This window comes from Candidatus Omnitrophota bacterium (genome assembly GCA_028717245.1).
Lineage (GTDB): Bacteria > Omnitrophota > Gorgyraeia > Gygaellales > Profunditerraquicolaceae > JAGUYA01.
Window position 1 is genome coordinate 1 of record JAQUOD010000009.1, and the last position, 18,619, is coordinate 18,619.

25 protein-coding genes are annotated in these 18,619 nt (G+C 45.5%); all 25 read left to right on the forward strand.

The window, feature by feature from the left end; all coding sequences use genetic code 11:
* The first annotated feature begins 272 nt into the window (after window positions 1–272).
* The gene (locus PHV44_05935) at window positions 273–452 is read left to right on the forward strand and encodes a hypothetical protein (protein ID MDD5592810.1); all 180 of its coding nucleotides are present in this window, start codon (window positions 273–275) and stop codon (window positions 450–452) included.
* 7 nt (window positions 453–459) lie between these two features.
* Window positions 460–1,116, forward strand: coding sequence for a hypothetical protein (locus PHV44_05940; protein ID MDD5592811.1), 657 nt, complete (start codon window positions 460–462; stop codon window positions 1,114–1,116).
* Complete coding sequence (locus PHV44_05945) at window positions 1,103–1,471, forward strand: YkgJ family cysteine cluster protein (GenBank protein ID MDD5592812.1); 369 nt, start codon at window positions 1,103–1,105, stop codon at window positions 1,469–1,471. The genes PHV44_05940 and PHV44_05945 overlap by 14 nt, the downstream gene beginning before the upstream one ends.
* Window positions 1,468–1,896 (forward strand): hypothetical protein, encoded by a 429-nt coding sequence (locus PHV44_05950; GenBank protein MDD5592813.1) that lies wholly within the window; start codon window positions 1,468–1,470, stop codon window positions 1,894–1,896. The genes PHV44_05945 and PHV44_05950 overlap by 4 nt, the downstream gene beginning before the upstream one ends.
* Before the next feature lie 37 nt (window positions 1,897–1,933).
* Window positions 1,934–2,404: a transcription elongation factor GreA gene (gene greA, locus PHV44_05955; protein MDD5592814.1), complete on the forward strand. Its 471-nt coding sequence runs from the start codon at window positions 1,934–1,936 to the stop codon at window positions 2,402–2,404.
* A gap of 20 nt (window positions 2,405–2,424) precedes the next feature.
* A complete protein-coding gene (locus tag PHV44_05960; GenBank protein MDD5592815.1) occupies window positions 2,425–2,781 on the forward strand; it encodes a hypothetical protein in 357 nt (118 codons plus the stop codon).
* A gap of 76 nt (window positions 2,782–2,857) precedes the next feature.
* Entirely contained in the window at window positions 2,858–3,364 is a 507-nt protein-coding gene (locus PHV44_05965) for a peptidylprolyl isomerase (protein ID MDD5592816.1), read from the forward strand.
* 249 nt (window positions 3,365–3,613) lie between these two features.
* Window positions 3,614–4,582 carry a tRNA dihydrouridine synthase DusB gene (dusB, locus tag PHV44_05970; GenBank protein MDD5592817.1) on the forward strand — a complete coding sequence of 323 codons (969 nt, stop codon included), beginning with the start codon at window positions 3,614–3,616 and terminating at the stop codon, window positions 4,580–4,582.
* 265 nt (window positions 4,583–4,847) lie between these two features.
* Window positions 4,848–5,186: a DUF4870 domain-containing protein gene (locus PHV44_05975; GenBank protein MDD5592818.1), complete on the forward strand. Its 339-nt coding sequence runs from the start codon at window positions 4,848–4,850 to the stop codon at window positions 5,184–5,186.
* Between the two features lie 11 nt (window positions 5,187–5,197).
* Window positions 5,198–5,518 (forward strand): hypothetical protein, encoded by a 321-nt coding sequence (locus tag PHV44_05980; protein MDD5592819.1) that lies wholly within the window; start codon window positions 5,198–5,200, stop codon window positions 5,516–5,518.
* A gap of 26 nt (window positions 5,519–5,544) precedes the next feature.
* Complete coding sequence (locus PHV44_05985) at window positions 5,545–6,021, forward strand: BatD family protein (protein ID MDD5592820.1); 477 nt, start codon at window positions 5,545–5,547, stop codon at window positions 6,019–6,021.
* 6 nt (window positions 6,022–6,027) lie between these two features.
* Entirely contained in the window at window positions 6,028–8,115 is a 2,088-nt protein-coding gene (gene recG / locus PHV44_05990) for an ATP-dependent DNA helicase RecG (GenBank protein ID MDD5592821.1), read from the forward strand.
* A 5-nt stretch (window positions 8,116–8,120) separates the two neighbouring features.
* Window positions 8,121–8,705, forward strand: coding sequence for a 16S rRNA (guanine(966)-N(2))-methyltransferase RsmD (gene rsmD / locus PHV44_05995; protein MDD5592822.1), 585 nt, complete (start codon window positions 8,121–8,123; stop codon window positions 8,703–8,705).
* Window position 8,706: 1 nt separating this feature from the next.
* Window positions 8,707–9,192 (forward strand): pantetheine-phosphate adenylyltransferase, encoded by a 486-nt coding sequence (coaD, locus tag PHV44_06000; GenBank protein MDD5592823.1) that lies wholly within the window; start codon window positions 8,707–8,709, stop codon window positions 9,190–9,192.
* Complete coding sequence (locus PHV44_06005) at window positions 9,192–9,599, forward strand: DUF177 domain-containing protein (protein MDD5592824.1); 408 nt, start codon at window positions 9,192–9,194, stop codon at window positions 9,597–9,599. Before coaD ends, PHV44_06005 begins: the two co-directional genes overlap by 1 nt.
* Window positions 9,600–9,634: 35 nt before the next feature.
* The gene (gene rpmF, locus PHV44_06010; protein ID MDD5592825.1) at window positions 9,635–9,838 is read left to right on the forward strand and encodes a 50S ribosomal protein L32; all 204 of its coding nucleotides are present in this window, start codon (window positions 9,635–9,637) and stop codon (window positions 9,836–9,838) included.
* A gap of 88 nt (window positions 9,839–9,926) precedes the next feature.
* Window positions 9,927–10,913, forward strand: a complete 987-nt coding sequence (gene plsX / locus PHV44_06015) for a phosphate acyltransferase PlsX (protein MDD5592826.1) — start codon at window positions 9,927–9,929, stop codon at window positions 10,911–10,913.
* Window positions 10,914–10,971: 58 nt separating this feature from the next.
* A complete protein-coding gene (locus PHV44_06020; GenBank protein MDD5592827.1) occupies window positions 10,972–11,949 on the forward strand; it encodes a ketoacyl-ACP synthase III in 978 nt (325 codons plus the stop codon).
* Complete coding sequence (gene fabD, locus PHV44_06025; protein MDD5592828.1) at window positions 11,943–12,875, forward strand: ACP S-malonyltransferase; 933 nt, start codon at window positions 11,943–11,945, stop codon at window positions 12,873–12,875. Before PHV44_06020 ends, fabD begins: the two co-directional genes overlap by 7 nt.
* Before the next feature lie 92 nt (window positions 12,876–12,967).
* Window positions 12,968–13,711 carry a 3-oxoacyl-[acyl-carrier-protein] reductase gene (gene fabG / locus PHV44_06030; GenBank protein ID MDD5592829.1) on the forward strand — a complete coding sequence of 248 codons (744 nt, stop codon included), beginning with the start codon at window positions 12,968–12,970 and terminating at the stop codon, window positions 13,709–13,711.
* 140 nt (window positions 13,712–13,851) lie between these two features.
* Window positions 13,852–14,091 (forward strand): acyl carrier protein, encoded by a 240-nt coding sequence (gene acpP / locus PHV44_06035; GenBank protein MDD5592830.1) that lies wholly within the window; start codon window positions 13,852–13,854, stop codon window positions 14,089–14,091.
* 175 nt (window positions 14,092–14,266) lie between these two features.
* Complete coding sequence (gene fabF / locus PHV44_06040) at window positions 14,267–15,511, forward strand: beta-ketoacyl-ACP synthase II (GenBank protein ID MDD5592831.1); 1,245 nt, start codon at window positions 14,267–14,269, stop codon at window positions 15,509–15,511.
* A 117-nt stretch (window positions 15,512–15,628) separates the two neighbouring features.
* The gene (gene leuC / locus PHV44_06045) at window positions 15,629–16,903 is read left to right on the forward strand and encodes a 3-isopropylmalate dehydratase large subunit (protein MDD5592832.1); all 1,275 of its coding nucleotides are present in this window, start codon (window positions 15,629–15,631) and stop codon (window positions 16,901–16,903) included.
* Between the two features lie 9 nt (window positions 16,904–16,912).
* Complete coding sequence (locus PHV44_06050) at window positions 16,913–17,467, forward strand: 3-isopropylmalate dehydratase small subunit (protein ID MDD5592833.1); 555 nt, start codon at window positions 16,913–16,915, stop codon at window positions 17,465–17,467.
* Between the two features lie 13 nt (window positions 17,468–17,480).
* Window positions 17,481–18,545 carry a 3-isopropylmalate dehydrogenase gene (locus tag PHV44_06055; GenBank protein ID MDD5592834.1) on the forward strand — a complete coding sequence of 355 codons (1,065 nt, stop codon included), beginning with the start codon at window positions 17,481–17,483 and terminating at the stop codon, window positions 18,543–18,545.
* Window positions 18,546–18,619: the final 74 nt, after the last annotated feature.

An 18,619-nucleotide genomic window follows, 5' to 3' on the forward strand; every position in this document is an offset into this window, starting at 1 on the left:
ACTTTAAGAACGAACGCAGCCTTAACCTTTGGATATTTGGCCTTATTAAACACATAAACCTAAGGCCGATTCAACAACCTAAGAGGATGCTTCAATACGAAAGTGCGAAATAATCCTTGCACTACTAGAGAGTAATTTTACTTGCCCCGTTAGAAATTATGGTGTAAAGTAATAGCAGTATTTCTAATGGGGCTTGGATTTTTGGTTTTAACGGATATAATATAGCTGCTGTGGTAAACAATAACCGGAAAAAAGAAAGGGAGGTAGCTGCCGTGGATAACGAAAATCAGGGTTGTATAGTTGAACGCGGGGAATATAAAGGTAAACCGCTGCTTATTTTAAAGAGGAGCGAAGAGGATAAATATCCGTTTTCCTTTGGCATAAGTAAAGCCAAACTTATCCTGGATAATCTGGATGAAATAAGGAAATTTGTCCAGGAGAACGGCGGGTGATAGAGATATGAATATCTTTGTAGGGAATCTGGCCTTTGAGGCAAAAGAGGCGGATGTGTATAAACTCTTTATGGGTTTCGGAAGAGTGGCTTCTGTATCCATCGTAATGGATAAGAAGGGAAAAAATTCCCGCGGGTTTGCTTTTTTGGAGATGCCCGAGGAAGAAGAAGCGCAGGCTGCCATAACTGCTTTAAATAAAAAAGTATTTATGGCCAGGCCCATTAATGTTGAACCAGCGCGTTCTAAAATAGAGGCAGGTAGGGATAGCAGAAATATAGATAGCGGGAGTAAAAACCAGGCAGCTTTGGGGTTTAATCCGGGTTTAAAAAGAACCGGCAGATATAAGCAAGGCAGGCGTACGCTTAGCTTTTTGAAAAAGCGTGCTCAAGCCGGAATTGAAGGGCCGGTAGTGTCTCCTAAGAAACACCTTGATAATCCCATGCGTTGGCGTAAAAAACGAGAGCAACTAAAGGCTTGGCAAAGAAAGCAGGAAGAATCTAAGCCTTGGCAAAAAAGCCAGGGAGGGCCTAAGCCTTGGAGAAAAACCGAGGGAGAGCCCAGGCATAAAAGCCAGGGAGAGGCTAAGCCCTGGCGGAAAATCAAAAAAAATCAGGCGAGCACGGGATCAAAGAGGTTTAAGGGGCCTGCACATGAAAAGAAATAAGAAGGTTGAATGCCGCGCCTGTAAGAACCAAGAGAAGTGTTGCCGGCTGGGGGCATGGGTAGATTTGGGAGAGGCAAAGAAGATACTGGCGCTGGGGATAAAGGGCGGAGATTTTTTTCATCTGGAGAAAGATGATGATTATCCTTCCGGCTACAGGGTCGGCACGAGCGTAGAGGATGAACCGTGTTCTTTTATCACTCGCGACGGCCTCTGCGCTATCCATAAGATTGATTACAACCTCAAGCCCGCTCATTGCAGGGAGTTCCCCTACGAAAAAGGCAGGCTATCCAGCATTGCCAAGTATCTGTGCGTTGTGGTAAGGGCAAGGCGTAAAAAAAGTAAGGAGGGTAAATGAAGAATAGAATAAAACCAGCTCTCTTAATTTATCTTATATTCCTTTCTATCATATTTATTTTTACTCCCTATTCTTATAGCCGTATGCCTATGGGCAGGAATTCCGAATTTATTGCCGCAGTAACGCTGCTTTATCCTACTACTGATAATGTTGTTTTGACGGGAAAAGATTACCTGGAATTCAGGTGGGAGAGGATCAATACGGCGAACATAGACCATTACGATTTTCGCTTGTATAAAGGATACAATACTACCGCAGAGGGCCTGATTCTAAAACAAAAATTTCCCTCGAATACCTACCCGGTTAAAATCCCCGTTTCGCAATTTGAAGAGGGCCAGGCATACAGCTGGTCTTTGATGCAGGTGCTTTACGGGGGAGCAAAGAGCGACCGCAGCTTCGCTTCTTTTAAAATAATAAAAAAATGACGGGCGCAGGAGCCATTATTATAAAAGAGGATGGTATATGGACGAAGTATATCTGACCAGAAGCGGTTATGAAAAATTAATGGCAGAACTGGAATTTTTAAAAGGGGAAAAACGCAGGCAGCTCAGTAAAGCTATAGGAGAGGCCAGGGCGCACGGCGATATCAGCGAGAACGCCGAATACGACGCGGCAAAAGAAGCGCAGGGAATGAACGAAAAGCAGATCGCGGAGTTGGAATATAAATTGGCAAACGCCCGGATTATTGATGATGAGAATATGCCTAAAGATGAGGTTCTCATAGGAGCAAAAGTCACGCTTAAGGACATGGATTCGGAGAAAACCTTAGAATACACCCTGGTTTCAGAGGTGGAGGCAGATTACGCCGAGGGGAAAATCTCCGTTACCTCTCCCATAGGAGCAGCTTTATTAGGCCATAGGAAAAAAGAGATAGTAAAGGTTGATGTCCCGGCGGGGGCTTTAAGATACGAAATATTAGAAATATCGCGATAGCCGCACCAGGAGATAAAGAGATGAAAAGGTTCCTGTTGTATTTGTTCAGGTGGCAGTTGAGCACGCCGATATTATGGCTGGTGGTCAGGCGCTTAGGGGCAGGCCTGTGGTCCACGGTCTTAGCCAATCTTATCGGAGGAGCGATATTTTTCTGGGTGGACAGGTTTATCTTTACCTCAAAGGCCCTGGAGGTCTGGCATATAAAAGAAGGCAGGTGCGATAAATGCGGGGCTACGTCGCATCTGTGGAGGCTGGTGAAGGCCGCAGGTTATGATAAAAGCGATGCCCGCCCGGTTTTTCTTTGTATGAAGTGTTCCAAGGAGAAGACCGATGAGTTAAGGGCCATGGGTATACCGGTAAGAGGCAGAAGCAAATAGGGGCGGGCTATTGAAGCACGCAAAAGGAGTGAAGATGATAAAGAGGATTTTAGGAATTATATTTTTTATCTTTTTTATGAACAATATTGCGCAAGGAGCCTCGGATATGGAGAATAAAATTATGGTACTGGAAACAAACCAGGGGATAATCGAAATCAAGCTGATGCCGCAGGCAGCGCCAAAGGCCTGCGAAAATTTTACCAAGTTGGCGCAGGAAGGTTATTATGATGGCCTGATTTTTCACCGGGTCATAAAAAACTTTATGATTCAGGGGGGAGACCCCACGGGGACAGGCTCAGGCGGGGAATCCGTCTGGCGCGCCCCTTTTAAAGATGAAGTAAGCACAGATGTCAAATTTGACCGGCCCGGCATACTGGCCATGGCGAACGCCGGCCCGAATACCAACGGGAGCCAGTTTTTTATTACCACAGCGGCGACCCCCTGGTTAAATATGCATCATACGATTTTCGGCGAAGTCATCTCGGGTTTTGACGTGGTGCAGAAGATTGAAAACGCGCCCACCGGAGCCAACGACCGGCCGCAGTCAGAACAAAAAATCATCAAGGCGTATTTGAAAAAGTAATAGTATGATAAAGGATATTAGCGGGTGGCTTGGGTGTTTTCGAACAGCATCTTGAAGATGCGAGCGGCCAGGGTTCACCCGCTAATACGAAGTTAGTGAGAGCGAGCAGAAACTTCAAGCGATCCGCCGTAGGCGGAGAGCGGTGCTGGGAGAAAATACCCAAGACAGGACCCGCTAATAGTTTAATCTATATCCCGAGTTGGTTTTACTTGGGATTTTTATTTTAAGGCAGTATAATTTTTTTAAAATATGTTAAAAATCGGCACCTTAAAACTCAATTCCAACCTTATCCTTGCGCCTATGGCGGGAATAAGCGATCTGCCTTTTCGCATGCTCAACCGTAAATTCGGCTGCGAGCTGGCTTTTGTAGAGATGATTAATTCCCGTTCGGTCAGCTACAAAAGCAAACGCACGCAAAAGATGCTCTCCTCAAATAAAGACGACCAGCCTCTGGGGGTGCAGCTTCTGGGTTGTGAAATAAAATTTGTGCAAAAGGCCATAGATGTGCTCAATAAATACAAATTTGACCTTTTAGATTTTAACGCTGCCTGTCCGGCAAAAAAGGTTATCCGCCGCGGCGAAGGTTCAGGCTTGCTGAAAAACCCCAAGAAATTAAGTGAGATTTTAAAGATCCTGGTGAAGAAAGCCAGGGTTCCTGTGACCGTAAAGATCCGTTCTGGCTGGGATAAGGATTGCGTAAATGCCAAAGAAGTCGCTTCCTATTGCCAGGATGCCGGGGTATCCGCGCTTTTTATCCACGGCAGGACCATGACACAGGGTTATAGCAGCGTAGTGGATTATTGCGCCATCGGGGAAGTCAAAAAGACATTAAAGATTCCTGTGATTGCCAGCGGCAATATCCTTAGCCCCCAGCTGGCCAGGAAGATGTTTGAGGAGACAGGTTGTGACGCTATCATTATTGCCAGGGGCGCTTTGGGTAATCCCTGGATATTTAAAGAGATAAACGAATTCCTGAAAAACGGAAAAATTATTGCCAGGCCTCCTGTAGAAAAGATTGTTCAGGTGATGCTTGAGCATCTGGTTGCGGTGATTGATTTTTACGGAGAGAGGAATGGCGTAGTTATTTTCCGTAAATTCTTCAGCTGGTATACCCGGGGATTCCGTAAGATCAGGCCTTTAAGAGAACTCATCAGCCGGACAAAGACGAGGCAAGAGATGCAGGAAGCTATCCAGAAATGCGTTGGCCTACAGCCATAAACAAAAAAACCCCCGAAATCCCGGGGGTAATTTTGTAGGTGATAGGCCTATGTTAGCTTAGCGCTATCCTCGCCCACCTCCTGTTACAAGTAAAGAGTAAACGCTTATATTAAAATATGTAATATATTTTAGTAAAAATCAAGGCTAAATCAACACTTTTGAGAAAGCGTTTCCTCATAAATTCACCCTTGATTTATGGCTTCCCATGAGGTAAAATAGCTTATATATGGCATGTTTTTTAAGTTATGGCGAAAAGGAGGCAATAATGCCTGAAAAAGATTTAGGTAAGACCTCAATCGGGATGAATGCGAACATTGCTGCGGTTTTAAGCTATCTATTAGGGTTTGCCAGCGGGATTATTTTTTATCTCCTGGAAAAAGAGAATAAGTTTGTGCGTTTCCATGCTATGCAATCTATAGTCACCTTTGGGTTCTTATGGGTGCTGAGCTTTGTGATTATGGTTGTGCCTTCCTTGGGCTGGGTCATTGCGCGGTTTATTTATCTGATAGAGGTCATCCTTTGGGTTATCCTTATGTTCAAGGCCTATCAGGGCGAATATTTCAAGCTACCTGTTGCTGGAGATATAGCTGAAAAAAATTCTTAAAGGAGACTACTGTGGATTTTAAAGAGGCAAGAAAAGAAATCAATAGCATTAATTTTGATACGCTGCGTACGGATGATAAGGATTATCTCGAGGCCGTGCTGGTCAAGGAAGAGATAGATAAACTGAAAGAAAGGCTGAAGAAGATCTTTGGCGACCCCCAGGCTGAAATATCCCCTAAGATGGAGGATACCGTAAAAGGTTTCGGCGGAATCATGCGCGGCCAGACCCTGTATTTCTGGAATGAGGGGCAGAGCGCATTATTTGCCATGCTCTGGCCCTGGCAGGACGGTTCTCACACCACGCTAAAGATGGGAAGAAAGAAAATAGCTTAAAGACCCCGCCCCTTCAAAATTAAAAGATGAGGAAAATAGAATTTTTATCACTAATATTCATTCCCCTGTTTTTATTTACCGTAGCAAACCAGGTAGAGACTTTCTTCAGGGCAGAGGTAGATAAGACCAGCTTAACTACGGACGAAGCCCTTACCTATAAATTGGCGGTTACTTCTTCGGCCAAGATAATCCCGCAGCCTAAATTACCTGCTTTTGAAGGGTTCTCTGTTTTATCTAATGCCCAGACTTCCCAAGTCTCTATTTCACAGGGAATACAGAAAATAACAGCAAACTACGTGTTTGTTTTAGTGCCTGCCGATACAGGTAAATTCAAGATCGGGCCGAGCGAAATTGAAATAGAAGGCAAAAGATATTCCAGCGATGCCTTTGAAATAGAGGTAAAACAGGGTAAGGCCAGGACCAAGGGCGAGAAGCCCGGATTAAAATCACCCCTTCCTCAGAAATCCCAGCCAGAAACAGATAGCCCGCAGTTTACTATTTAATCCGTGATGGAGAAAGCCCTCAATGCATCCATTCAATACCTAAAAGGCATAGGCCCCAAGAGGGCTAAGGTATTTAGTGGGGCCGGGATAAATACCATAGAGGACCTCCTGTATTATTTCCCCAGGCGTTATGAAGACCGCACCAACTTTATCAGTATTTCCAAGTTACAGGAAGGCTCTACCTACACCATAAAAGCCGAGGTCTTGGCCAAAGGAGAACGCCATTCTTATAGGCGCAGGGGATTTGGTATTACTGAAGTAGCTGTAGGGGATGCTACCGGAAAGATATTCTGCGTCTGGTTTAACCGGCCATATCTGAATGAATATTTTAAGGTAGGCCAGACCCTGGTTTTATACGGTAAGATAGAAAAATATGACGCTAGGCTGCAGATGAATTCTCCGGAGTTTGAGATTGTCTCCGCAGGGCCTGACAAATCTTTGAACATAGGCAGGATTGTCCCTATTTATTCTTTACCGCAAAGACTGACCCAGCGCAGTTTGCGGCAGCTGATAAAATATGCGTTGGATGAATACCTGCCTAAGATTAATGATACCCTGCCTTATGATATCCGCTCCCGCAATAACCTGCTTAATTTAGCTAAGGCCCTGCTCAATATTCATTTTCCCGAAAGCCCAGAGATGCAGAAGGAGGCTTACAACCGGCTCTCTTTTGAGGAATTCTTTCTTTTCCAACTGCCCCTGGCCTTAAGAAAATTAAAAAAGAAAGAAAAACCCGGTATTGCCCATCAAGTAGACGGTGAACCGGCCCGGATTTTTATGGAAAATCTCCCCTTTAGTCTGACTTCCAGCCAGCAGAGGGTGGTTGCCGAGATTAAATACGATATGGCCCGGCCAACTGCTATGCAGCGGCTACTGCAAGGCGATGTGGGTTCAGGTAAAACCGTGGTAGCTACTATTGCGAGCTTGATGGCCATTCAGGGAGGATACCAGGTGGCCTTTATGGTGCCCACGGAAATTTTAGCCAGACAGCATTATGAAAAAATCAGGTGTCAGGTGTCAGGTGTCAGGTGTCAGGAAAAAGAAATAAGAATCGGGCTGCTTACCAGCAGCCTGGAGAATAAAGAAAAGGTTTATAAAGAGATAAAAGAAGGGGATATAGATTTAGTAATCGGCACGCATGCTTTGATAGAAGAGGCGGTAAAATTTAAAAAATTAGGCTTAATCGTGATTGATGAACAACATAAGTTTGGCGTGGGCCAAAGGGCATTATTACCGGCAAAAGGGCCTAATGCCGATATTTTGATTATGACTGCCACGCCTATTCCGCGCACCCTGGCAATTACTCTATATGGGGACCTGGATATTTCAGTCATTAACGAAATGCCTAGCGGCCGCGGCTCAATCAAGACGCTGCTTTTCACCCAAGAGGAACAAGCGCAAGCCTATCATATTGCCCGGGAGCAGATAAAACAGGGTAACCAGGCCTACATTGTTTATCCGGTGATTGAGGAATCTTATTCTCTGGATATAGCCGGCGCCAAGAAGATGTATGAAGAATTTAAGAAAAGCGAATTCAAGGATTTCAGGTTAGGGCTCATCCATGGCAGGTTAAAACAGGCAGAGCAGAACGCGGTAATGTCTAAGTTTAAGAATAAGGAGTTGGATATCCTGGTTTCTACTACGGTGTTGGAGGTGGGCATTGATATACCTGCGGCAACCTGCATGATTGTCCAGCATGCCCAGCGTTTTGGCCTGAGCCAGTTGCATCAGCTGCGCGGGCGCATAGGCCGGGGCCCCCGCGAATCATTTTGTATACTCATTTCTAACACGGATACGCCGCAGGCTAAGGCGCGGCTGGATGCCATGGTGAAATATAATGACGGATTCCGTATTGCTGAAGAAGATTTGAAGATCAGGGGCCCGGGTGAATTCTTCGGCAGGCGGCAGCACGGATTAAGCGAATTAAAGATCGCTAATCCTCTATCACAGATGCAATTACTGAAAAAGGCCAGAGAAGAGGCGATAAGACTGGTTTCTCTTGATCCCAAGTTAGGCCTGCGGCCGAATATTCCTTTACGGGAAAAACTCTTGCAAAGGTTCCCGGAATATGAGAAGTTGATGGTTGTAGGGTAGTTTGAATGTTTGAAAGTTTGAATGTTAAAAAAAGGGTGGGGAGCTTGCGTATAACTACAGGACAATATAAAGGCAGGGTAATCCGGATGCCCAAAGGTATCCGGCCGACGCAGGATAAGGTGCGTAAGGCTATCTTTGATATTTTAGGCGATATAGAGGGCTTATCATTCTTGGAGTTGTTCGCTGGCTCAGGGGCAGTCGGTTTTGAGGCTGCATCGCGGGGCGTTAAAGATTTAATCCTGGTAGAATACAACCAGGATTGCCGTCTGGCCATCAATAAGAACATAGAGTCCCTGAAGCTAAGGGCCTGTACCTTATACCCCAAAGAGGTAGAGGTTGCTATCAAGCAGTTCCACCGGGATGGCAGGAATTTCGATATTATCTTCCTCGATCCGCCCTATTATCAGGGCCTTTCAAAAAAAACCTTGCAAACCCTATCTCTTTATGATATATTAGCGCCCGTTGGTTTAATAGTAGTGCAGCATTTTAAAAAAGACATTCTCCCGGATACGCAGGGAGAATTAACTTTATTTAAGCAATCAACTTACGGCGACACGCTATTGTCGTTTTACAGAAAAAGGGAGAGTTAAGGTGTGCCAGAAAGCGATTTACCCGGGCAGTTTTGACCCGGTTACCTACGGCCATATTGACCTGATCAAGCGGGCGCAGGAGATATTCTCGGAAGTTATCGTAGCCGTGGCACACAACCCCCATAAAAAGCCGCTCTTTAGCGTGAAAGAAAGAATAGATATGCTTAAAGAGGCAACTAAGGGCCTGAAAAATATCGTCATTGACGATTTTGACGGTTTAGTGGTGGATTATGCGGCCAAGCATAAAGCGCGCGTGTTAATCCGCGGGTTGCGTATGATTTCTGACTTTGAATACGAATTCCAGATGGCCTTGACCAACAGAAAGCTTAATCCTCATATAGAGACCATCTTTTTGATGCCCCATGAGTCCTACAGTTACCTTTCCTCAAAACTTTTAAAGGAGGCATCCTCTTTGGGCGCAGACTTATCCTCTTTTGTCCCGGATTTCATAGAGAAGGCCCTGAAAGAGAAGCTGCGTAAGGTTTAGTGAAGATAGATATAAATAAAATACCTCTAGAGGGACTAATCATAGAGGAAGAAGTTAGCCCCGCGAAGTTAGATCTGGATACAGACAGCATCAAGTTTCAAAGGCCCATAAAGGTCAGGGCAGATATCTCCAAGATTACTAACGCTGTTACTGCCCGGTTGAGTTTAGAGGGCACAATGCATTTAATCTGCGGCCGTTGCCTGAGCGAATTTGAAATTGAACTAAAGAAAGATTTCGAGTTAGGTTATCAGGCGGATAAGTTTAAGCCTCTGATTGACCTGGACCAGGATATAAAAGAGGAGATAATTTTAGATTACCCGCTAAAGCCTTTATGCAGGCCGGATTGCAAGGGGCTCTGTCCTAAATGCGGCAAGGATCTTAATGAAGGAGCATGCAATTGTCGATAGTTTAAATAATGTTTTGGTAACTAACGGAGGAAAAAGTGCCATTACCTAAGAAAAGACATTCTAAGGCGCGCGGTAGGAAGCGCCGTACGCACTGGAAAATAAGCCAGGCTGATCTTATGCTCTGCCCGCAATGTAAACAGCCAAAACTTTCGCATAGGGTTTGCGGCGTGTGCGGCTATTATGGCGGCAAGCAAGTCATTGAGATAAAGGTAAAAGAGAAGAAAAAGAAAAAACAATAAAAAATCGTTATAGCGTTATAGGGTTATAGCGTTATAGCGTTTGTCAACGCAAGTAACCCAATAACGCAAGTAACGCAATAACGAAAATATGAAAATAGTAGTTGACGCCATGGGCGGAGATCATGCGCCCAGGGTGGTGATTGAGGGGGCGATAGCTGCGGTTAAGGAATACGGCGTGGAGATTATCCTGACCGGAAACGAGGCCCAAATAGCGCCCCTGCTTAAGAAAACAAGGTATAGAGGCAGCGCCATCACTATAGTACATACCGAGGAAGTGATCGGTATGTCTGAATCCGCGGCTACCAGCGTGCGCAGGAAGAGAAATTCTTCTATTGTCGTGGGTTTGGAATTAGTAAAAGAGGGCAAGGCAGAGGCTTTTTTCAGCGCCGGTAATACCGGGGCAGTAGTCTGTGCCGCAGCCTTAGGCTTAGGTTTATTGCCGGGCATTGAACGGCCGGGCATTGCCTTAGTTATCCCTACCTTAAAAGGCATATCCCTGGTGATAGATGTAGGCGCTAATATTGATTCTAAGCCTTCGCAATTATTACAGTACGGGATCATGTCCGACGTCTACTCGCGTTGTATATTAAATAAACCCAATCCCAGCGTAGGCCTATTAAATATCGGAGAAGAAGAAACTAAGGGAACGGAGTTTATGAAAGAGACGCACGAACTTTTTGAGAAGAGCAGGCTTAATTTCATCGGCAACGTGGAAGGCAAAGATTTATTTTCCGGTAAGAGCGATATTATTGTCTGCGACGGCTTTATAGGTAATATAGCCTTGAAGGTTTCAGAGAGCGCTGCCGAGGCCATGGGTGTTTTTTTGAAGCGCCACCTGATGAATAATCCTTTAGGGAAATTAGGTTTACTTTTATTAAGGGGCAGCCTCATGCGTTTTAAGAAAGAAATGGATTATTCGGAATACGGCGGGGCGCCCTTATTGGGAGTCAACGGCGTAGTGATTATCGGCCATGGCCGCTCTAATACCAAGGCCATAAAGAACGCTGTTCGCGTAGCTAAGGAAGAGGTTGAGCGTCAGTTCAACGAAAAGGTCTTGGAAGCGATAAAGCCTTAAAAATGAACCTTTTGACTACGCTCGGGGTTCATACTGAGCGAACGAAGTGAGTCGAAGTATGAAAAAAGTAGGCATAATAGGTGTTGGGGAATATTTACCAAAGAAAGTCCTGACCAATAAGGATTTAGAGAAGATGGTCGATACCTCTGATGAATGGATTACCACGCGCACGGGTATAAAACAGAGGCGCCTTGTTTCCAGCAGCGAAGCAGCTTCGGATTTGGCGATAAATGCGGCCAGGGGGGCGTTGAGGGATGCCAGGATAAAAGCGCAGGATTTGGATTTAATTATTATAGCCACCATTAGCCCGGATATGCAGTTTCCTTCCACTGCTTGTTTGGTACAGGCTGCTCTAGGCGCAAAGAACGCCGCCTGTTTTGATATCTCTGCTGCCTGCGCAGGATTTATTTACGGTATCATTATCGCCCAGCAGTTTATTGCCCGCGGCAGCTATAAGAATGTTTTAGTAGTAGGCACAGAGGTTTTATCCTCCATAACCGACTGGCAGGACAGGAATACCTGTGTTTTATTCGGAGACGGCGCAGGTGCTGCTGTTCTTTCGGAAGTCAAGTCCGGCGGTATCATTTCTACTTATTTAGGCAGTGACGGCGCCTTGGCGGATTTATTAAAGCTCCCCGCAGGCGGTTCGCGTAATCCGGCTACCCATAAGACCATAGATAAAAGGCTGCACTATTTAAAAATGGAGGGCAATGAACTCTTTAAGTTAGCAGTGAAGATTATGACCAATGCAGCACAGATCGCCTTAAAGAAAGCAGGATTAGAGTGCAAGGATATAGATTTAGTTATTCCGCATCAGGCCAATATCCGGATTATCATGGCTATGGCCAGGAGACTGGGTCTGCCCGAAGATAGGATCTATCTGAATATAGAAAAATACGGCAATATGTCTTCTGCTTCTACTGCTACCGCGCTTTGTGAAGCGGTCAGGGGAGGCAGGATTAAAAAGGGCGATATCGTTCTTTTGGATGCTTTTGGCGCGGGTTTGGTCTGGGGCGCCTGCCTGATTAAATGGTGATGGATAAGTCCGCTCTTTTATTTGCCGGACAGGGCGCTCAATATATCGGTATGGGAAAGGATTTATACGAATCTTTTCCTGAAAGTAAATCGGTCTTTGATAAGGCAGATGAGGTTTTGGGTTTTTCTCTTTCCCAACTCTGTTTTGAGGGGCCACAGGAAGAACTGATACGGACCCAGAATTGCCAACCCGCGATATTAACCGTGAGCGTGGCTGCATGGGAAGCCTTTAAAAATAGTGTCAAAGTGTCAGAGTGTCAAAGTGTCAGTTATGTGGCAGGTCTGAGCTTGGGCGAATATTCGGCGTTGGTAGCAGCAGAGGCAATAAGTTTTAGAGATGCCGCGTATCTGGTGAGAAAACGCGGGGAGTTTATGGAGCAAGAGGCCCAGTCCCGGGCGGGTAGTATGGCTTCTATTATAGGATTGGATATCACGGCAGTAAGAGATATCTGCCGTAAGACTAAGACAGAGTTAGCTAATATCAATTGCCCTGGCCAAATCGTTATTTCCGGCGGTAAACCGGAAATTTCCGAAGCCCAGAGATTAGCCGAAGAAAGTGGCGCAAAAAAAGTAATCTTATTGGAAGTAAGTGGGGCGTTCCATTCTTCTTTTATGCAGGGCGCCTCTTTAAAATTAGCCGGGGAATTGGAGAAAATTAAAATAGAGACGCCCCGGATACCGCTGGTGAGTAATGTTACGGCTAGGCCCATGATTAATCCCGCGGAAATCAAGGATAGCTTGATTAAGCAGGTTACGGCCAGCGTCCTTTGGGAAGATTCAATGGAGTTCATTCTCTCTGAGGGTATAAATCAATTTTTTGAGTTCGGGCCAGGTAAAGTCTTAAAAGGCCTGATGCGCCGTATTGATGATAAGGCGCAGGTTGTTAATATAGAAAAGAAAGCAGATATTTTAAGTTTTAAGCCGTAAGTTATAAGCTTTAAGCTAAAAAATCAAAAGCACAGGGATTTTTTTAAAAAGCTTACAACTTAAAGCTTACAGCTTACAGCTGAGGAGAAACAATGAGATTAAAAGACAGGGTAGCTTTTATCACCGGTGGCGCTCAGGGTATCGGCAGGGAGATTGCCTTGAAGCTGGCTGATGAGGGGGCGGACATTGCGGTAGGAGACATAAATCTGGCCAAGGCAACCCAGACTCAAGCTGATATCCAAGCAAAAGGCAGACAGGCCATGGCTATAGAGCTGGATGTTACCGATTCCATGAAAGTCACCGAAGCGGTAAACAAAATTCTTGACAAATTCGGGAAGGTTGATATATTAGTTAACAACGCCGGCATCACAAAAGACGGCCTGATTCTCCGTATGGGAGATACCGAGTGGGATGCGGTCATCAGCGTCAACCTTAAAGGCACTTTTAACTGTACTAAGGCCGTATCCAAGGTGATGATAAAACAGCGTTACGGCAGGATCATAAATATTGCTTCAATCATCGGCATAATAGGCAATATCGGCCAGGCAAATTACTCTGCTTCCAAGGCAGGGATAATCGCTCTTACAAAAACCACGGCTCGTGAATTAGCCAGCCGTAATGTGAATGTTAATGCTATCGCTCCGGGTTTTATCCAGACGGAGATGACCGCCAAGCTTCCCGAGGACCTTAAAGCAAAGATGCTGGGGGTAATACCGCTGGGGAGGTTCGGTAGCCCGGTAGATGTTGCAGCTGTCTGCGTATTTCTGGCATCCGAAGAAGCCAATTATATTACAGGCCAGACTATAATCGTAGACGGCGGCATGGTAATGGTATAAGTGAAGACATAAGTTATGGAGCGTAAGCGACATAACTTATGAGTCTGAACTTATCCGCCTTCGGCGGATTTAATTCGCACCTATAACTTACTCGCACTCCGTGCTCGTAAGTTATGTGCTCATTTAAGGAGGAGAAAAGAATGGCAGTACAAGATAAAGTCAAGGCTATAATAGCAGAGCAGCTGGGGGTAAAACCCGAAGAAGTAACTCCTGAGGCATCGTTTATTGATGACTTGGGCGCAGATTCCTTGGACACGGTAGAGTTGGTCATGGCGTTAGAAGAGGAGTTCGGCATTGAAATATCCGACGAAGACGCGGAAAAGATCGCTACCGTAGGCGACGCAGTCAAGTATATCGAGGAAAAAGCCGGAAATAAATAATTTTTAATATAGATATGTACTTTATGCCCCGCCCCTTGCTTTCGGCGGGGCATTTATACGTTCGCGGCCAAAAAACCGCGCCATTCATGGCGCGGATGAACAATTGAGCCGCTTCAGTATTCCGCCCAATGAACCTCGGGCTTAAGACCGGGTGGGCTCCATTATCGTTAAACTTATGCCAGAAAATAGAGTAGTCATTACAGGTATGGGGATAATTTCTCCGGTGGGTAATAGTGTCCCGGATTTTTGGGGGGCCGTGAAGACCGGAAAGAGCGGTGTAGGTATGCTTACGTCTTTTGATGCTACCGGCTTTGATTCGCGTATCGCCGCTGAAGTCAAGGGTTTTGACTCGGCCTTATACGGTATATCTGCTAAAGACTCAAGGCGCATGGAGAAGTTTGTGCAATACGCTATTGCTTGCGGCCATCAAGCCCTGCATGATTCCGGTATGGACTTGAATAAAGAAGACCGGCATAGAATGGGCGTTTTAATCGGCTCAGGCATAGGCGGTTTATACACCATAGAAGAGCAGCATAAGATTTATATGAATAAGGGGCCTTCCCGTTTGTCTCCGTTTCTTATACCGATGTTAATTGTTAATGAGGCCGCAGGACAGGTGGCCATCAGTTTTGGGTTAAAGGGCCCGAATTCCTGCGTGGCTACTGCCTGCGCTTCGGGAGCGCATGCCATAGGTGATGCCTACCGGATTATTCAGCGCCAAGATGCGGACGTAATGGTTTGCGGTGGGTCAGAGAGTTGCATCGTGCCTACGGGCGTAGGCGGTTTTTGTGCCTTGAGGGCGCTTTCTACCAGGAATGATGAACCAGAGAGGGCCAGCCGTCCTTTTGACTTAGAGCGCGACGGTTTTGTTATGGCTGAAGGTTGCGGCCTGGTAGTCTTGGAAAATTTAGAACACGCCAGGAAGAGAAAAGCCCATATATATGCAGAGTTCTGCGGTTATGGCATGTCTTGTGACGCGTACCATATTACCGCGCCTGACCCCGATGGAGAGGGCGCTGCCCAGGCAATAAATATGGCGTTAAAAGACGCCAAACTTTCTCCGCAGGAGGTAAATTACATTAATGCGCACGGGACATCTACCAAGCTTAATGATAAAATCGAGACGCTGGCAATAAAGAAGGCCTTAGGCAGTTATGCCAAAAAGGTCATGGTTTCTTCTACTAAATCCATGACCGGGCATTTATTGGGAGCATCCGGCGGAGTAGAATTTGTGGTTTGCGTTTTAGCGATAAAAGATGGCGTGATACCCCCCACCATAAATTATGAACATCCTGACCCCGAATGTGACCTGGATTACGTGCCTAATACTGCCCGCGAAATAAAGGTTGAAGCCTGCCTTTCTAATTCGCTGGGTTTTGGCGGGCACAATGCTACGCTTGTAGTAAAAAGATTTAGATAATTAAAGTTCCATAATGTTCCATAAGGTTTCATAACGTTACATAAGGTTACCTCAAAAAAAAGCAACCTTATGGAACATTAGGTAACCTTAGGCAACCTTATGGAATTTGATAATAAAATGCCTCATACTATCGCAGAAAAAATATTGATGGCTCATACCGGCAAAAAAGACATCCAGCCGGGAGAATTCGTCGAGGCCAGAGTAGACCTGGCCTTAGGCAATGATATCACCGCGCCCTTTGCTATAGAAGAATTCAGGAAATCGGGCGCAAAAAAAGTCTTTGACAATAAAAAGATAGCGCTTGTCCCTGATCATTTTGCCCCGGCCAAAGATTTAAAGAGCGCAAATCAATGCAGGATACTGGCAGATTTTGCCCGTGAACAAAAAATAAAAAATTATTTTGAAATAGGCTGTATGGGAATTGAACATGCCCTGTTGCCGGAGATGGGTCTGGTTTCGCCCGGGGATTTAGTCATCGGCGCGGATTCCCACACCTGTACCTACGGCGCGTTAGGCGCTTTTGCCACGGGTGTCGGCTCCACGGATTTAGCCCGCGCCTTTATAGACGGTAAATGTTGGTTCAGGGCGCCGGCTACCATAAAATTCATATATAAAGGTAAGCCAAAGCCATGGGTGGCTGGTAAAGATTTAATCCTTTATACCATAGGCCAAATCGGCGTGGACGGCGCGTTAGAGAAGGTGATGGAATTTAGCGGGCCGTTGATGGGTAAATTAAGCATGGATGATAGATTTACTATGTCCAATATGGCTATTGAGGCAGGAGGAGTTACTGGTTTGATTGAACCAGATGGAATTACGTTAAGATATATAAAAGAAGTTTCAAAGTTTAAAAGTTTAAAAGTTCCAAAGTTAAAATTTAAAAATTTGAAATCAGATAGAGATGTGCAGTATGAAAAAATATACGAATGGGACATTTCTAAATTAGAACCGCAGGTGGCCTGTCCGCATTTACCCGGTAACGTGAAAGCTGTTTCCGGCTTGGGAAAGATAAAACTTGATCAGGTGGTGATTGGCTCCTGCACTAACGGAAGGATCTCGGACTTACGGATTGCGGCTAGGCTATTAAAAGGCAAGAAAGTAAAGGCCGGATTAAGGCTGATTATTATTCCCGCAACCCAAAAGATTTATCTTCAGGCGGTAAAAGAAGGCCTGGCGGAAATATTTGTGGAAGCAGGCGGCGTCTTTTCTACCCCTACCTGCGGCCCGTGCCTCGGCGGGCATATGGGGATACTTACAGAAGGGGAGACATGCCTGGCCACTACCAACAGGAATTTCATCGGCAGGATGGGCAGCCCCAAGTCATTCGTTTATCTGGCTAGCCCGGCAGTAGCCGCAGCTTCGGCAATAAAAGGGAGAATATCTCATCCTTAAAGAAGCATTATGATTATAAAAGGTAAAGTTCATAAATTCGGAAATGATGTAAATACCGACGACATCATCGCTGCCAAATACCTGGTTTCTACCGATGAAAAAGAGCTGGGCAGGCATTGTATGGAAAATATCGCGCCTGAATTTTGCAGTAAAGTAAATAAAGGCGATATCATCGTAGCCGGGAAAAACTTTGGTTGCGGTTCGTCGCGGGAACACGCCCCCCGGGCATTAAAAGGCTGCGGGATTGCCGCGGTGATTGCCCGTAGTTTTGCCGGAATATTTTTCAGGAATTCCATAAATGTAGGTTTGCCGTTTTTGCAATTAGATGAGACAGAAAAAATAAATGACGGCGATTCGCTTGAAATAGATTTGGCAGGTGGTATAATAAAAAATCTGAGCCAAAATCAAACTTATAAAACCACGCCCTTCCCCGGGTTTTTACAGGCGATTATTAAGCGGGGCGGTTTAATGAATTATATAAAAAACCACAGCCGTAGGGACTGTCCCCGTAGGTATCGAACCCGATTAGAAATCAAGGGGACTGTCCCTACTAAACGAGATTAGTCAGGATTGTAAGATGAGCCAAAAAACGTACAGAATAGCAGTAATCCCCGGAGATGGGACCGGCCCGGAGGTAGTAAACGAAGGCCTTAAGGTCTTAGGGGCAGTTAGTGGTAAGTGTAATTTTAAGTATGAGACCAAGGTCTTTGATTTTAGCGGCGAGCGTTACCTCAAAACCGGAAAGACCCCGGAAGATAAAGATATTGAGGAGCTGAAAAAATATTCTGCGATTTATCTGGGCGCAGTAGGGCACCCTGATGTTAAGCCCGGAATTCTGGAGACAGGGGTGCTGTTAAAATTGAGGTTTTCTCTGGACCAGTATATCAACTTACGGCCGGTAAAACTTTATAATGCTACATTCTGCCCCCTGAAGGACAAAAAGCCTGAAGATATTGATTTTGTCGTCGTGCGTGAAAATTCCGAGGGGCTTTATAAAGGCATGGGAGAATTCAAAGATAAAGGCACTAAAGATGAGGTAGCGATTCAGATTTCTTACAATACACGTAAAGGGGTAGAACGCTGCCTGCGTTATGCCTTTGAATATTGCCGCAAACGCAATAGAAAAAAGAAGCTTACTCTTTGCGGGAAAACCAATGTCCTGACCTTTGCCTGGGATCTGTGGCAAAGAATGTTTAATGAAGTTGCTACAGAATACCCTGACATTACCACGGATTATGCCCATGTGGATGCTACGACCATGTGGTTTGTGAAGAACCCGGAGTGGTTTGACGTGATTGTTACGGATAATATGTTCGGGGATATCATTACAGATTTAGGCGCCATGATTCAAGGCGGTATGGGTATTGCTGCCGGAGGTAATATCAACCCGCAGGGCGTATCCATGTTTGAGCCTATCGGCGGAAGCGCGCCTAAATATACGGGTAAGAATGTAATTAATCCCCTGGCTGCGATTTGCGCGCTGGGGATGTTATTGGAGAACTTAGGCGAAGCCAAGGCCGGTAAGGCAGTTGAGGATGCCGTGATAAAGACAGCGAATAAAAAACTAAAATCCCTCGCTGCCGGGAAGATGGGTTATTCTACGACTGAAGTCGGAGATTTAGTTATTAAATATCTAAAATAGCACAGCAGTAGGGACTGTCCCCGCAGATATCGAACCCAATTAGAAATCAAGGGGACTGTCCCTACTAAACGAGA

Excerpts from the sequence above, each read along its gene's own strand:
- PHV44_05940 (MDD5592811.1), top strand. The coding sequence starts at position 460 with ATGAATATCTTTGTAGGGAATCTGGCCTTTGAGGCAAAAGAGGCGGAT.
- PHV44_05945 (MDD5592812.1), top strand. The coding sequence starts at position 1,103 with ATGAAAAGAAATAAGAAGGTTGAATGCCGCGCCTGTAAGAACCAAGAG.
- PHV44_05950 (MDD5592813.1), top strand. The coding sequence starts at position 1,468 with ATGAAGAATAGAATAAAACCAGCTCTCTTAATTTATCTTATATTCCTT.
- greA (MDD5592814.1), top strand. The coding sequence starts at position 1,934 with ATGGACGAAGTATATCTGACCAGAAGCGGTTATGAAAAATTAATGGCA.
- PHV44_05960 (MDD5592815.1), top strand. The coding sequence starts at position 2,425 with ATGAAAAGGTTCCTGTTGTATTTGTTCAGGTGGCAGTTGAGCACGCCG.
- PHV44_05965 (MDD5592816.1), top strand. The coding sequence starts at position 2,858 with ATGAACAATATTGCGCAAGGAGCCTCGGATATGGAGAATAAAATTATG.
- dusB (MDD5592817.1), top strand. The coding sequence starts at position 3,614 with ATGTTAAAAATCGGCACCTTAAAACTCAATTCCAACCTTATCCTTGCG.
- PHV44_05975 (MDD5592818.1), top strand. The coding sequence starts at position 4,848 with ATGCCTGAAAAAGATTTAGGTAAGACCTCAATCGGGATGAATGCGAAC.
- PHV44_05985 (MDD5592820.1), top strand. The coding sequence starts at position 5,545 with ATGAGGAAAATAGAATTTTTATCACTAATATTCATTCCCCTGTTTTTA.
- recG (MDD5592821.1), top strand. The coding sequence starts at position 6,028 with ATGGAGAAAGCCCTCAATGCATCCATTCAATACCTAAAAGGCATAGGC.
- rsmD (MDD5592822.1), top strand. The coding sequence starts at position 8,121 with ATGTTTGAAAGTTTGAATGTTAAAAAAAGGGTGGGGAGCTTGCGTATA.
- plsX (MDD5592826.1), top strand. The coding sequence starts at position 9,927 with ATGAAAATAGTAGTTGACGCCATGGGCGGAGATCATGCGCCCAGGGTG.
- PHV44_06020 (MDD5592827.1), top strand. The coding sequence starts at position 10,972 with ATGAAAAAAGTAGGCATAATAGGTGTTGGGGAATATTTACCAAAGAAA.
- fabD (MDD5592828.1), top strand. The coding sequence starts at position 11,943 with ATGGTGATGGATAAGTCCGCTCTTTTATTTGCCGGACAGGGCGCTCAA.
- fabG (MDD5592829.1), top strand. The coding sequence starts at position 12,968 with ATGAGATTAAAAGACAGGGTAGCTTTTATCACCGGTGGCGCTCAGGGT.
- acpP (MDD5592830.1), top strand. The coding sequence starts at position 13,852 with ATGGCAGTACAAGATAAAGTCAAGGCTATAATAGCAGAGCAGCTGGGG.
- fabF (MDD5592831.1), top strand. The coding sequence starts at position 14,267 with ATGCCAGAAAATAGAGTAGTCATTACAGGTATGGGGATAATTTCTCCG.
- leuC (MDD5592832.1), top strand. The coding sequence starts at position 15,629 with ATGCCTCATACTATCGCAGAAAAAATATTGATGGCTCATACCGGCAAA.
- PHV44_06050 (MDD5592833.1), top strand. The coding sequence starts at position 16,913 with ATGATTATAAAAGGTAAAGTTCATAAATTCGGAAATGATGTAAATACC.
- PHV44_06055 (MDD5592834.1), top strand. The coding sequence starts at position 17,481 with ATGAGCCAAAAAACGTACAGAATAGCAGTAATCCCCGGAGATGGGACC.